We start from the raw sequence: 16,095 nt of genomic DNA, 5'->3' as shown, positions 1-16,095 counted from the left end.
CCGATTTTTTTGTTGACTCCGCCAAATGCAAAATTCCGGTGCAGCACAAGTTTAGTTTCCACAGGGTTACAGAATTTACCGGATTATACAAAAATTCAATCCTGTAATCCTGTCGAAATCTATCCTTGCAGGCGCCGGTTGGTCAATAGGAAAACCTTAGTGTATTTGGCGAGAAGCGAAGCATGATTTCATGAACGCTTTTTTGATCATACTGCCTGGCATTGGGGCTTTCGGGGGTCTGCGAATTGAACACATAGCCCAACCGAATGGCCTTACTTAGCTGATATTCAGCGAACGCCTGTACATAGTTTGTTTGAATTAGGCCCGGACTGTTTTGCCGATACGAAAGACCCAGCCCTACCTCCTCACTGAACCACGCTCGCAGATTCAGGTCGAAACCCAGCGGTCGATCGGTTATTTTTGAGATGAGAATGGATGGAATCAGAACGGTATTTTCGGCGACTTTGACCGGCACGCCGACCTGAAACAGGACAGGACGCACACTTTTATACAAATACCGGCCCGTCAAATCCGTTACCTGCCCACTTAATTCGGGCGCGGAAATACCAGCGAAAAAACGATCCGACTGATAGTAAATCCCCACACCAAGACTACCCACTGCCCGGTTAACGCTTGCCGCCGTCGTGACATCCTGAATGGGCAGTACATGCACACCGCCCTGCACACCAATAGCTAATTTGGCTAAGGCGGGCAAATTGAACCGATAGGCCACACTGCCATACACCCCTGTTGCGGCAAACAAGCCCATGCGGTCGTTGAGGGCCTGAAACCCCAATCCCACCCGCCCGTTGGCGATGGCCCCGTCGGCAGATACGCTCTGTGTAATGGGTGCATACCGAACGCTTATCCATTTTCGCCGAAGAAAAGCGGTCAGGTGGAACGACTCACGGCTACCTGCATACGCCGGATTGATACTCAGCGGATTTTGCAGATACTGCGAATACAACACTTCCTTTTGGGCGTAAGCCGATTGGCATACAAGCCAAAAGAAGCCCGTGGCTAACGAAAAAGCAGTTGATTTATAAGCGAAGAAACGCATACAGACGTTGAATACCGGAACAAATTGCGAGGTTTTAGCCGGAAAACCTAAACGGTTAAAAGCTGAAACACAGAGATACGGAGAAGACACGGAGTTGCACAGAGGAGTATTAGTTATTTTTCTCTGTACAACTCCATGTCTTCTCCGTATCTCTGTGTTTCAGCTTTTCCTACTCCAATTTCAAAATCTTGATTTCTGTCCGGCGGTTTTGCTGGTGCTCCTCATCAGCGCATTTCACGCCATCTTTGCATTTATTGATCAATGCACTTTCGCCATAGCCTTTGGCCACCAGACGCTTAGCCGCTACGCCTTTCGATTTCAGATAGGCTACGGCCGCTTTAGCCCGATTACCTGACAATGTATTGTTATACGTTGCGGTAGCCCGGCTGTCTGTATGTGAGCGCATTTCAATCGTCATGGTTGGGTATTTAGCCAGCAACGCCACTAATTTATCTAACTCAGCGGCTGCATCAGGCCGGATTTTTGCCTTGTTCAGGTCGTAGTAGATGTTCTCAACTTTAATAACATCGCCTTTCTTGAACATAAACAAATCCGTTGACCCAACGCCCTCTTTATCAACGTGGGCGCCGGTCGTTCCCCGGTTATCTTTGATGGCTTCGAGTGCATACGCACAGCCCGTTTTCACCGTAAACTCATAATTTCCAAGCGAGTCGGAGCGGGTTTCCTGTGAGGTGCCATCGCACTCATTCAGCGACACGACTTTTGCCCCCGCAATCGGTTTTCGGTCGGATTGAGCCATCACCCGACCGCGCAAGGTCATATTGGCGGCCTCTTTGTCTGCTGTTGGCTTCGACAGGGGAATCTCCAAACGAGAGGGTTGATCGTCGGACAGGTCTTTTGTTGAAAAACCAACTTTATTGTCGACATACCCTTCACGGCTGGCTAAAAACTTAAACTCGCTGTCAACGTCTAAGCAAATGCGGACAAGTCCTTCAGCATCGGTTTTAAGCTCTTTTTGCTTATCGTTAACCGGGTTGTCCATCGCCACCGACGTATTGGCCAATGGTTCTTTCGACTCGGCGTCGATGATACTCAGCGTTAGTTCGCGGCAGGGATACAGGGAGCCTTCACGCGTGAATCGGTACACGTCATCGTCGGCCCCGCCATGTTTACGGTTGCTGCTAAAATAGCCACCCATCCGGTCGCCATCGGTCACAATACCGAAATCATCTTTGGACGAGTTAAGCGGCTCGCCGAGGTTCCGCACGAGTTTACCCTGCTGTCCATCGGGCGAAAGCTGGGCGTAGAACATGTCCAGATCGCCTAAGCCCGGGTGCCCGTCCGACGAAAAGTACAGGTTATCTTTTGCGTCGATGAAGGGAAAGAGTTCGTTGCCCTTCGTGTTCACTTCCTTGCCTAAGTTCACCGGCTCGCTCCATTTGTTATTCACCCATCTGGAAACATAAATATCCGTACCACCGAAGCCACCGGGCCGATCCGAGGAGAAATACAGCAACTGATCGTCTTTAGAAAGTGCCGGATGCCCGCTCGAAAACTCGTCGCTGTTAAATGGCAGTTCTTCCGCTTTGCTCCACACACCACTAATTTGCATAGCGGTGTAAAGCTTGAGTTTGTTTACTCCGTCGGTGCTTTCGCGGTAGTGCCCTTCGTTAAAGTTATTCCGGGTAAAAATCACGCGGGACCCATCTTTGGTAAACGTAGCGGGGCCTTCATGGTATTTGGTATTGAGCGTTCGGCTGAAGCGGTCCGATTCGCTAATGGGCTGATCTTCATAGCCCATGCTGATGTTGTTACCCCCATAAAATCCAACCGTTCGTGAATCGTTGGACGTCGAAGCGGTGTAGTCGTCGCTGCCAAGGGGCCGAATCAACTGCGTGCGAACTCGTTTTGCCGAAGGCGCACTACCGCCTATGCTGGATGCTTTTCCCCGAATGGTGTTCAGGTCGGGCAGGTAATATAAATCCAGAAATGGCGTGTTATTCCACTTGAAAATTCGCTTGATGCCGTTGCCGCCATGCCCCGCCGACACAAACACCAGCCCATCCCGATATACCATCGGACTAAACTCGGCCCGGCGGGTATTCATACTTAAAAATTCGACCTTATAGCTACCGGCATTCCGGGTCAGGGCATTTACATCGCGATAGAGTTTGGAAAACGACGGGCTTCGCTTGTCACCCGTTTGCAGGCTACCATATTTATCATAGGCCGTCTGTGCCTCCCTGTATTTGCCATTGCTGGCTAAAGTCTGGGCGTAAAACAAATGACATTTGGTATAATCGGCGGGCAAATCACCACTGCCAATCAAGTCTCGATAAACACGCTCGGCATTTTGCATGTCGCGCGTCTGCTGATAGCTATACCCTAATTTAGCCCGCGCATCCCGACGTTCAGAGTCGGTCATGTCGGTTGGGGAAGCCAGTGCTTTTTCATACAGGTCGATGGCCTTTGCATAGGCTAACTGGTCGAATTGATGGTTGGCCTGTTTCGTTAACGATTGCGCCAGCAGTGGGCCGCCTGTCAGCCAGGCGAGCACGATGAGGGAGAGAATTCGTGTCATACGCGATAATGTTTCGAGAGATGGCAGCAAGGCCAAAAGAAAAGGTATACCCTGGAGGATATACCTTTTCCTAAGCAAAATCTGAGCCGAAAATTAATGGTTGAATAGTTAATTGGTTGATTGGTTGAATAGGTGTATGCGCCAGCTATTCAACCAATCAACCAATTAACTATTCAACCATTACTAAAAATAGCGCGGTGTCAGGATTCGGTTTTTCCCGAATCCAAACTCATAGCGAATCATAATTTCATGCGAACTGGGGGCCACACTCTGTAAATTACTCATGGTGCGGTCATAAGCGTAGCCGAAGCGGAACTGATCGGTCAGTTGCACTTCCACCATACCAACGATGGCGTCGGTCGTGTATTTAGTCCAGGAGGAAAACTGGTTCCGCCGAATTGAGGCACCAATGGCCAACCGATCGGCAAACCAGAAGTTGATGTTGCCATCGAAACCCAGTGGAGCACCTTCCGCATACTTAACCAGCATCGACGGCTTCATTTTGATAACGGGGCTAATTCCGACCACAAAACCAGCCGCTAAGTAGGCATGGCGAGCCTGCACCGCCCGCAAATCGCCGACGTTATACTCGCTCAGTTTATTCTTGATCAGCCGGGGCACCGAAATGCTTAGATACGACCGATCATTGCTCAGATAAATACCCGTGCCGAAATTGGGCAGTATCTTGGAGATGTTGCTGGCAAAAGCCGGGTCGGGCAGGCCATCCGGTGAGGTTTTCACCTCGGTCAGGTTAGCCTGGTAACTCGAAGCCCCCGCCTGCAAACCCAATGCCAGCGTCGATTTAGCCCCTACTTTAATCCGAAACGCATAGGAAGCAAAGGCACCCGCTTCCTGAATCACCCCGGCTTTGTCGCCGTAGAGTTGCAATCCGACGCCAACCCGCTCCTGATTGAGCGGCATATCGGCCGTAAAGGTTGCCGTTTGCGGGGCTCCCTGAATGCCGGTCCACTGGTTTCGGTAGAGGGCCGACATGCTCAGCACGTCGCGACTACCGGCATAGGCCGGGTTAAGGGCCATCATGTTGAACATGTACTGCGAGAACATTTTGTCCTGCTGTGCCCGGACCTGGCCGCTGCCGATCCCCAGGATCAGCAGCAGCACAATTGCCCAATGTTTGGTTGAAAACTGGTTTGACATCGGTATTAGCGGTTAATCGTCATGTATCGAACAAACTTACGTCCGTCGCTGGTGTTAATCACGTAGTAGTACGTTCCGTCGGGCAGGCCGTTGCCATCCGAACTGATAGCAATACCCGTGTTAGGCTTACCATCCCAATCGTTTTTGTAGTCGTCGCTGGTGTAGACCATGTGGCCCCAGCGATTGTACACCTGCAGGCTAACCGTAAGGCCGGTGGCGCCCCGAATCACGAACAGGTCGTTGACACCGTCACCGTTGGGCGAGAAGCCTTCCGGTATGAAGAGCGACGCATAGTTCGGGGTCAGGTTCAGCGGAGTTGCCTCGCGCTCGTTCGAGTCGTTCGGGTTGTTGTTGCCATTCAGATCGGGGTTCAGACCGCTCGTCGAGACATCGCTCACTAACCCATCTTTTGCCTGCGCCTGGCCGTAGGCCGAGTTCAGGAAGGTTGTCGTACTGCCATCGGTAATCACGTTAATGACTACCCGAATTGTATCGACTTTACCGGCTGCCATTGTGCTGGTGCTATCGCCCAGAACCACCACGGGGTCAGTGCCACCGTTGAAGTTCGGGTTCAGTTTCAGCGCGCTGCCCGTCGATGTCGTGAAGGGGGCCTGCACGATAGAGAAGCTTGCTCCGGTCTGGCTGTTGAACACCTTCGACAGCGAGTCGCTTATCGTTACGTTTGTCAGTGCATTAGGGCCATAATTTTTCACGACAATCTGATACGTGACGTTGAAACTACCGTCAGCCTGCCGAACCGTATCCTGAACGCTCATGGCCAGACCAATATACGATGTTGTCGAGAGATTATTCAACCCAATTGGTGTTGGCAGGCTGTTGTTGCGCGGGTCGAGGTCATTGTCCGGATCATCGTTCGTGCCCGCCGTCGATACATCTTCTACGACGTCATTGGTAGGCGTCTTGGCCGTTGCCATAGCCGTATTGTAGAATGTCAGCGTGTCGGCATCCTTCACGTTCACCCGAACGGTGAAGGTCAGATAAGCCTTTGCTCCTACCGCCAGTGTGCTTAGCGAATCGTTCAGCATTTTCGTAATCAATCCCTGCCCGGTGTAGAGCGGATCGACCGTTACGCTGCCTGTACCGGAAACACTGATCTGGCTACTGACAATCAGGGCACCATTGCCAAACGTTTGCGAGAGGTTATCCACCACCTGCACATTCTTGAGCGGAACCGTTCCTAAGTTGCACAGCGCAATAGTGTAGGGAATGTCATAGACACCCGTTTCAACCAGTACCGGCGTTCCTACCGATTTCGCTACGCCCAGCAAGCCCTTCGGCAGATCGAAACGCACCGTTGTCGATACTGACCCTTCTGGTTTTGGATCGAAACCGTTGTTCGAAATATCCTCCACCGTCTGACTCAAATCAGCCGTATGACCCACCGCCGTAGCACTTGAGTAGAAGGGACCATTGTTGCCATTGGCCTTCACGTTCACCGTGAACACAATCGTATCCTGAGCACCCACCGCCAGTTGGCTGGTGTTGGTCAGAATATCCGTCTGTGTGCTGCCGTTGAAAGTCGCATTGGCAACCAATGTGCTTCCTGCGCCCACCTGCGGTGCGCCTACCACACTGTATGAGGCTGGCGAGACAAACACCCCAGCTAAGCTGTCTTTCAGACTTATGCCTTGCAGCGCAACATCGCCGTAGTTCTTAATCGTCGCTTTGTAGGTGACGTTGTAGGAACTATCCGGTAGCTGCACAACATTCACAACCGCCAGCGCCAGGCCGATAGCGGGACCCTGCTGCTGATCGACCCCTAAGGTGAAGCTGGTTGCGCCTGTATTGTTGGTTGGGTCGCCATCGTTATCCGGGTCGGCATTGCCACCGCTCATCGATAGGTCAGACACCGCTGTCAGGCTGTTCAGCGCCGACGCACTCGCCATGTTGTTGAACGATTTAGTAGTATCGCCCGCAGCGCGTTTCACGAGTACGTTCAGGACGAACGTCTGCGAAGCGCCTGGCAACAGGTGACTGGCTGAATCAAGCAGGTTCGTGTTGCTTCCGGTGCCGGTGAACGCTGGATTTGTCGACAGCGACGAACCGTTCGAGGCAGTTAGCGTCACACTCTGCACGGTGTTCGGCGAGAAGGCAAACGCCAGATCATCACCTACCTGTACCTTATGCAGGGTATCATCGCCGAAGTTCGTTACTACGAATTTGTACGAAACGTTTATCAGCGAATCGCCTGCCGCCGTTGGCTGACCAAGTACCGCCTTCGCCAGACCAATCCAACTTGCCTGACGGCTTGTCGTATCTTTCACGGTCACGCTCGATGTGTTATTGGCCGGGTTGGTGTCTTCGTTGTCGAGATAGGTAATCTCAGCCTTGTTGACAATATCCTGCCCCTTCTTCGTAACGCGGGCCGCAAAAACAATCTGGTAAGAATCCCCTGCCTTCAGGCTGTCGATGTGCTTCCTGATGACACCGTCCGACACCGTGTAGGTGGACGCCTGCGAAACGATCACCTCCAGGCCTTCTGGCAGCACGTCGCGAACGTCGATGTTGTGAGCCGTGTGCGGTCCTGCGTTGCTCACCGTGACAGTGTAGGTTACAGGGGCTCCGTTTTTCACAAACGCAGAGCTAACTGTTTTGGCAATGCTCACGTCGGCATCAAGCGTATCGCTCGCGCAGTTGAAGACTTTCACCACCACTTTGGCTGGCTTGCTCACGCAGCCTCTCGCCGTTTTCTCAACGATCCAGTAGGTGCCTTCACAAACCGAATCCGGGCGCGTAATGATGTTCGACGTTACGCATTCACAAATTCGGTAGATGTAGGAACTACCCACCGTTGTGGTCGAGAGCGCTTTGGTCAGATCGACAATTTTCGATGGGCAGGTGTTGCGTAAGTTGCTTACCAGCGGCTCAGCTACCGGGGCCGCTACGTTCACCGCTACATCAGCCGATTTAACCGAACTGCACCCTTTTGCATCGAGTAACTGAACGCTGTAGACTCCGCTGCTCTTCACAACAATCTGCTGCGTTGTCGCTTTGGTGTTCCACAGATAACCCACAGCACCGTCTGGCGCCTTCAGGATAACCGAATCGCCAAAGCAAAGCGTCGTTCCACCAACCACCACGATGGTCGGCACCGACTTGATACCGTCAATGGTGAGTATCATCGCATCCGTAGCTACCGGGCAGGCCGCATTGTTCGTGCTTACCGAGAGTGTCAGGGTTACAGTGCCGGACAGGATGTCTTCAGCACTGGCCGTATAGACCGGATTGAGCGCATACGGGTTGCTGAATGTACCATTACCGCTGGTCGTCCAGTGGGCGGTTGTACCCGCGCCACCCATAGCTCCATTCAGTTGATACGTTTTCGCTGCACAGATGCTGGCATCAGGACCAGCATTGGCCGTTGCCGGATTCTGCTGATTACAGGGCGTTGGCTCTGTGCAGGGAGTAATCTGCACATGAATTGCGAGCGGCAGGCTCAGGCAACCATTGGTGGTTTTCTCAACAACGTAGTACGTTCCCGCACCAACGGCTGCCGGGGTAGCCACTTTTGTAGTCAGCGAAGCATCCGAGTAGAACTCAAACACACCACCCACCGTTGCCGGGCTGCTGGTGACAGCCGTTGCCAGGTCGACCGTTGTGAACGGACAGGCATTCGTCTTGTCAACAACCGTTGGCTGTGGAACTTTCGGCAGAACCGTTACCGTCAGTTCGTTCGATGGTTCACTCTTACACGTATTTGAGTTGCAGCAACGAGCCGTGAACGCAGCGGTTGATGCCAGCGATACCGTTATCGACTGACCAACCTGATTGTTCGACCAGGTCACGTAGCTATTCGGGCCACACCCTTGAGCCGTCAGCGTTACCGGCGCACCGAAGCAGGCCGTCGTGCTGCCGGTTGCCCCAACAATCGAGATTGTGGGCGGAGCAGGCGTACCTACCGTGATGGTGTTGTAGGCTGACCATTCCCCTTCGCAGGTGCCAATGACGCACTTCACGCGGTATTGCGATGTCGTCGTTGGCGTTACCGTCAGAATACTGCCCGTTGTGCTGTTCGGATCCGACCAGACGTAGGTGCCCCCGTTACAGCCGGTTGCTGTCAGTGAAACCGTTTCGCCGAGACAGATGGCCGGTTTGTTCGTCGCGATAGCCGGGATAGCTGGTGAAGCCACCGTGATTTGCACTGCCTGCGATGGGCTGCTTGTGCAACCGTTGAGGGTACAGGTAGCTGTCAGCATCAGATCAGCGTAGACCGTTTTCTGAATGCTGGCTCCAACTGAACCATCCGACCAGTTTACCGTACCACCTTCGCAGCCGGTCGCCGTGAGCGAAACCATGCTACCGTAGCAGGCAGTAAGCGATGAAGCGGTTAGAACGGGTGGCGTCGGGCTCGTTACAATCACTTTAGCACCCGTTGCATCAAGAGCAGCACATTTCGCACCGATCAGGGCCAGTACATCGGCTGCTGTTGTTACGCCTGGCTGTATTCCTGACAGATTGAGGTAGTTTGGATCCGCAGGGGTTGCATTGTACACCAGTGTATGAATGGTATAGTCAGCCGCACCAGTCGTTATAGTGAACGAAGGTGTCGGACTGGTGTTTTGAACCACTAAGCCAGCCCCTTTCGTCAGTATGTAAAGAACCGAGTAGCCCGTTGGTACAATCAGCCCACCACCTGGTGTAGCCGCTATTGTCAGCGTACCGCTTGTGCCACCGCAGACCGTTGCACTTACGGGTGCCAGAGTTCCGGCTTTCGCGATGCAATCACCTGGGTTGATGATGATCGTTATTGACGGATCACTCAGGCATTCGCGGTACTTGCACTGAGCGTAGTAGGTCTGTGTACCTACTGGTATCACCACAATCGACGCTCCGTGATTATTGCCGTTGATGTCGTTTGCCGACCAGATAACTTCACCCACACAGCCCGTTGCCGTCAGCGTTACCGAACTGCCCGCCGTAACCGCTGTAGCCGAAGCCGTGATGGTTGGCGGCAGCACCGGCGTCACCGTGATGGTGTAGCTCAGCGAGGTTGGGCTTTTGCATACCCCATCCAGACAGTAAACCGTGTAGGACGTTGTTACCGCTGGCGTCACCGTAATGCTGGTAGCGTGCGACGAGGTGCTGCTCCAGTACGGAATACCCTGGCAGTTCTGCACCGTCAGCACGACGTGTTCGCCGGGGCATATCTCAGCCGTACTGCAAACAACAGTTGGCGTTGGTATCGGTGTTACGTTGACCGTAATCGTGTTCGACGCCGGACTGCTGCACTGCGAACCCGCTTTGCAGATGGCCGAGAATTGGTAGTTATTCGGTGTAACCGTTACCGAAACAACCGGTCCGGTCTGCCCATCCGACCACTGTATCATGCCATTCGCACAGCCGGTCGCCGTCAGCGATACCACGCTGCCACTGCAAACTGTTAGGCTCGAAGCCGTTATCACCGGAGCTGTACCTGCTGTGTTGACAACTACCGTCACCTTATTCGACGGACCACTTTCGCACGTACCATTCTTACAGATGGCGTAGTATTCGGTGGTTGCGGTTGGTATCACCTTGATGCTGGCACCGGTCTGGTTGGTACCATACCACTGAACTGTACCACCGGCACAACCCGAAGCGGTTAGCGTCACCGTGTCGCCACTGCAAATCGAAGTCTGACTGGCCACGATGCTCGGAGCAGGTGCTGGTGTTACGCTGATGTTGATCACGTTCGATTTACCCGTACCACAGAGCGTACCACTGGTTGGTTTGCACAGCGCGTAGAATTCATGGTTGTTGGCCGTAGCCGTTACCGATACAATCGGTCCGGTCTGCCCATCCGACCACTGTATCATGCCATTCGCGCAGCCCGTTGCTGTCAGGGTAATCACACCACTGGTGCAAACTGACAGACTCGAAGCCGTTATGACTGGAGCCGTACCCGGACCGGTGTTGACGGTTACACGAATCTTGTTCGACGGATCACTTTCGCACGAACCTTTCTTACAGGTTGCGTAGTATTCAGTGGTTGCTGTTGGGTAGATGTCGATGCTGGCACCTGTCCGATCGACACCATACCATTTCACGATGCCGTCGCATCCATTTGCGGATAGCGTTACTTTTTCCCCGCTACAGATGAGCGTTTTGCTCGCTGTGATAATCGGAGCCTGCGGGTTAACCACTACCACTTTGACAGCATTGGATTGTGCGCTCAGGCAGGTGCGGTATTTACATTGAGCATAGTAGCTTATGTTCGCCGTCGGGTAAACCGTAATGCTTGCGCCGGTCTGCCCAGTCGACCATATCACCTGGCCATTACAACCCGTAGCCGACAGAACTACGGCTCCTTTCGCACAAACTGTATCGGCGCTGGCCGTTACGGTCGGGATTGTTGGTGCCACAATGTTAATTGTGTACACCGCCGACGACGGACTAATGCAGGCCCCGTTTTTACAGTACACTGTGTAGCTGTTATTGCCCGGCGTTGGCGTGACAACGATGCTGCTGGTTGTAGCCGTCGTGCTATTCCACACGGGTGTACCGACGCAGTTCTCAACGGTCAGCGTCAGGGTTTCGCCTGGGCAGACAACCGACGTGCTGCACACAATCGTTGGTGTTGGAAGAACGGGTGTAACGTCAATTGTTTTCGTAGCCGGACCACTTAGGCAGCTACCTATCCGGCATTGAGCCGTGTAGGTTGTCTTGCCATTGAGGGTTACCACAATGGAGTTGCCAATTTGCGCCCCATCTGACCATTCAATTACCCCACCGACGCAACCTGAGGCTGTCAGGGTTACCGATGTACCTGGGCAAACGCTTGTGGCGCTGGCTACGATAGTGGGTATCTGCGGATCAAGTACGGTTACTGTAATGGTGTTCGAGGCTGCACTGGTGCAAGTACCAATCGCGCAACTTGCGGTGTAGGCGGTGGTTACAGTCGGCGAAACGAAAATCGTTGCGCCTGTTTGCCCATCCGACCATTTCACTGTGCCATTCTCACAGCCTCTCGCTGTCAGCGTCGTTGACGTGCCTTTACAAATCTCGGTGATGGCACACACAATCGTCGGCGGCTGAATAGCAACAGGACATCTTGGCACGTAACCTGCGTCTAAGTTGCCGTTGAACTCACCCGCTGCCAGCGTGACCGAGCGGGTCGTGCCCGTCACCGGATTAATGTCGCTGTCGGTGCCATCATTGCCCCCCTGACCCGGCTGAGTCGCCGTGTAGCCCGAAGGTGTGGTGAAACCCACCGAGTAGGACAAACTATTGCCCGGCGTCAGGCCCGTGAAGGAGTAGAAGCCGCTGGTATTGCTCACCGTTGTAGCCGAGGCTACTCCATTCGTATATAAGGTAACGAGTACTCCCGGAATCGGGCTGTCGCCCCCGTCCTGAATGCCGTTACCATTGTTGTCATTGAAGACATAATCACCAAGACCCGCTTTGGGCGTAATATAACCCGCATCAAGTGTGGTATTGAACTCACCGGCAGCCAGCGTCACCGACTGGGTGCGGCCTGTTATACCATCCGCATCGCTGTCCAGGGCGTCATTGCCACCCTGGTTGGCCAGCGTTGCCGTCAGCCCTGCCGGTGTGGTGAAGCCCACTGAGTAAGATAAGCTGCTGCCCGGCGTTAAACCTGTGAAGGAGTAGAAGCCCGACGCATTGCTCACCGTTGTAGCCGACCCTACTCCATTGATATAGAGCGTGACCGTTACTCCGGCCAGTGGCGTATCGCCCCCGTCCTGAATGCCGTTGCCGTTGTTATCAACAAAGACATAGTCACCAAGGCTGGCTTTGGGCGTCGGTGTTGGCACGTAACCTGCGTCTAAGTTACCATTAAACTCACCCGCTGCCAGCGTGACTGAGCGGGTCGTGCCCGTCACCGGATTGATGTCGCTGTCGGTGCCATCATTGCCCCCCTGACCCGGCTGAGTTGCCGTTAGACCCGCCGGGGCCGTGAAGCCCACTGAGTAGGACAAACTATTGCCCGGCGTCAGGCCCGTGAAGGAGTAGAAGCCGCTGGCGTTGCTCACCGTTGTGGCCGAAGCCACACCATTTACATAGAGCGTGACCGTTACTCCGGCCAGTGGCGTATCGCCCCCGTCCTGAATGCCGTTGCCATTGTTGTCATTGAAGACGTAGTCGCCAAGGCCCGCTGGCGTACAGTCTTTCACAGTTATAACAATCGGTATACGCTCACTTTTACAGTTGCCTAATGTCACCTCCACGTAGTAAGTTGTGTTGGTAGTCGGTGTCACAACAACACCTTCACCACTGTCAACTATAGCGAAAGCAGTTCCACCGGTCGGCGTCAGATAATAACAGACTTTAGCGCCTGGAATTAGTGTTGACGTTATCAGCGTATAAGAAGCCCCACTACAGATGGTAGCAGCATTGGGCACAGTTAAGCTGTAATTGGTCGGGCAGGTTGGTGTGAGCACATAACCCGCGTCTAAATTGGGGTTGAACTCACCCGCTGCCAGCGTGACTGAGCGGGTCGTGCCCGTCACCGGATTGATGTCGCTGTCGGTGCCATCATTGCCCCCCTGACCCGGCTGAGTTGCCGTTAGACCCGCCGGGGCCGTGAAGCCCACTGAGTAGGACAAACTATTGCCCGGCGTCAGGCCCGTGAAGGAGTAGAAGCCGCTGGCGTTGCTCACCGTTGTGGCCGAAGCCACACCATTTACATAGAGCGTGACCGTTACTCCGGCCAGTGGCGTATCGCCCCCGTCCTGAATGCCGTTGCCATTGTTATCATTGAAGACATAATCACCAAGACCGGCCGACGGCAGATAGAATCCTGCATCTAAGTTGGGGTTGTTCTCACCTGCCGCCAGCGTGACCGAGCGGGTCTGGCCTGTCACTGGGTTAGCATCTGAGTCTTTGGTGTCATCTCCACCGACCTGAGCGGTGGTGCTGGTATAGCCCGTAGGTGTTACAAAACTCACCGAGTACGGAACGCCTGGAGTCAGACCGGTGAACGAGTACAACCCACTGGCATTGGTGGTCGTTGAAGCGATCGGAGTGTTGCTGCCATCCAGCAGTACCACCACTACGCCCGGTATGGGCGTATCGCCCCCGTCCTGAATGCCGTTCTGGTTATTGTCAGCAAAGACATAGTCGCCCAGCGAAGCCGAGGGAATGTAGTAGCCTGCATCCAGTGTTGGGTTAAACTCCCCATCCGCCAGCGTCACGCTTTGAGTGCGGCCCGTAATGGGGTCAGCATCCGAGTCCAAGTTATCCAGGCCGATGTTCTGCAGGGTAGCCGTATAACCCGAAGGAGCTGTGAAGCCCACCGAGTAGGACAAGCTGCTGCCTGGTGTCAGGCCCGTGAAGGAGTAGAAGCCGCTGGCATTACTCACCGTCGTTGCCGAGGCTACTCCGTTTGTATATAAGGTAACGAGTACTCCCGGAATCGGGCTGTCGCCCCCATCCTGAATACCATTCTTGTTGGCATCTACAAAGACGTAATCGCCCAAACCAGCGCCTGGCAGGTAATAACCCGCATCAACAGTTGGGTTGTTGCGAGCGGTGCTGGATTCGGGCTGGCTGGTATCAATTGTATAGACCCCCGTAAATCCACCGATACCCGCATCACTGTCTAAGTTATCAGCTACACCGGCGGCATTGGCCGAGGTGGATTGATAACCTGCTGGCGTAATAAACTTAACAACGTAGCTTCCATCGGTCAGGCTATCAAACTTATACAGGCCGCCACCTGAGGTAACGGTGGTGCTCAGTAAAGTCGTCCCGGTCTGATCGTATAATTGTACGGTAACCCCATCAATACCGGTTTCACCAGCATCCTGCGCTCCGTCCCTATCTGCATCTATAAATACGTAATCACCCAGGCTGCCATATGGTCCCTGGATGAGTTGAATGTCGCAGCAGTTTGTTGAAGGACAACCATTTCGGTAGGTGACGAAGCTATACGTGCCCGGACTTTTGATGGTCAACGAAAAATCGCCATTAACTTCAGCTAATGACGTGGAGACAGCCGACGTGCTGATGGGTGTACCATTACGGGACCAAACAATCTGATCGTATCCCGATGGGATCGTCACCGTATGTTCATCGCCCGGATACCAGAGAATGGGAACTGAAAAACAGACAGCGTCATAATCGTCCTCAGTCAAACTCTGATTATTAGGCACTGAGTTAGAATCTGTCTGATCAGCAGAAACAATTTCGGCAATGTTAAACCAAACACCCTGGCTTGTGACATTGGCTTTAAACACCAAAACAGCCGAGTCGCCCGGCGCAATGGAACCAATGGTCCATGTACCGGTAATCGCCGACGCCGAAATGGCAGGCGAAAAGACACCGCTGCCGCGCACGGTGGTTGCCGACCCAGGCACGAACGTTACGCCCCCAGCGGGCAGGTCGTCTTTCACAACGACATTGGTCGCTGTGGTTGAGCCAGGCGAGTTCGCCACAACAATAGTGTAGGTAACAACATCACCAATGGCAGGGGCCTGAACACTAATAGCCTTATGAAGGCTTAGGTTCACTGTTGCTGGTATCTGCGCCTGAACGGGTGAACTTACCAGCCAAAGCATCAGAAGAGCCAGTACTGAATAAGCGCCCTTCAGAACAGGTAGCGCTGTAGGATGAGCATAGGCGACAAATAGAGCCAGCAACTTCGTGAAGTGGCTTCTCGTCTCCGGCTTAGTTCTCAACAAAACTGTCCCTTCGGCTGCATCAGGCAGCATTGGGGGGGGCGTATGGTGAGGTAATTCGCTTAGTATAATTTGCTCATTCATTGGATGTTGTACAAAAATAGTAAAAGCACTATAAAGAACATTTAGTCGAAGACCAGGAGGAGGAGCATCTGGTATGTCGGGCGGTTCCGAATCTAACCTTGGTAAGCCCTGCACCGGTCGTTGTTCAGTGGCGTCCCTTCGCCCTACATTAACGGGTGTAACCCAGGAGCGTACAGCCATTGGAGATGGCCTGAATTTGCCATAAAATAATTTTAAGACGTAGCTTATCAACCGTCCCGTAAAGCGACCTGTCCGGTTTTCTCTTTCAACCGATTGGCGGCACTTTTCTGAAAGTATGCGGCCAGCAATAGGCTCAAGACGTTTTGCGTGTAGTGTAGATATTTCTTCCATCTGCAATTTGATTTGGGACGGTTTCCTGTTGGCAAAAAAAAGCCCTCTGCGAACGAACAAACACTCTGACCAGCCAACCGTATATAAGTAACGGCAGGCTACCTGAGATAAAAAGGCTTTTTGCTCCTTAAAAATCAACTAAAACTATGCCAAACCACCGCGCACTTTTTTTTCTTCTGTTTATTAACGGCTAAAAACCTGTGTTTTAAGCCGTTACTATGCATTAACTATTTTGCCAAAACACGACAGCTACTCATAAT

General features: G+C 53.2%; 4 protein-coding genes. All 4 read right to left on the bottom strand.

The features are described from left to right. Window positions 1-142: 142 nt before the first annotated feature. The 4 genes from ACYVI1_RS07310 to ACYVI1_RS07295 all read right to left on the bottom strand — a co-directional run bounded on the left by ACYVI1_RS07310 (window position 143) and on the right by ACYVI1_RS07295 (window position 15,484). Window positions 143-1,060 carry a PorP/SprF family type IX secretion system membrane protein gene (locus ACYVI1_RS07310; protein WP_460908322.1) on the bottom strand — a complete coding sequence of 306 codons (918 nt, stop codon included), beginning with the start codon at window positions 1,058-1,060 and terminating at the stop codon, window positions 143-145. A gap of 169 nt (window positions 1,061-1,229) precedes the next feature. Then, window positions 1,230-3,602 carry an OmpA family protein gene (locus ACYVI1_RS07305; RefSeq protein ID WP_460908320.1) on the bottom strand — a complete coding sequence of 791 codons (2,373 nt, stop codon included), beginning with the start codon at window positions 3,600-3,602 and terminating at the stop codon, window positions 1,230-1,232. Window positions 3,603-3,785: 183 nt separating this feature from the next. Beyond that, window positions 3,786-4,760 carry a PorP/SprF family type IX secretion system membrane protein gene (locus tag ACYVI1_RS07300; protein ID WP_460908317.1) on the bottom strand — a complete coding sequence of 325 codons (975 nt, stop codon included), beginning with the start codon at window positions 4,758-4,760 and terminating at the stop codon, window positions 3,786-3,788. 5 nt (window positions 4,761-4,765) lie between these two features. Beyond that, on the bottom strand, window positions 4,766-15,484 hold the full coding sequence (locus tag ACYVI1_RS07295; RefSeq protein ID WP_460908315.1) for an SdrD B-like domain-containing protein: 10,719 nt from the start codon (window positions 15,482-15,484) through the stop codon (window positions 4,766-4,768). Between the last annotated feature and the right edge of the window lie 611 nt (window positions 15,485-16,095).

It is taken from the genome of Spirosoma areae (assembly GCF_054781775.1).
Note: the sequence above shows the minus strand (reverse complement) of the source record. Positions and strands in the feature narration are given on the sequence as shown.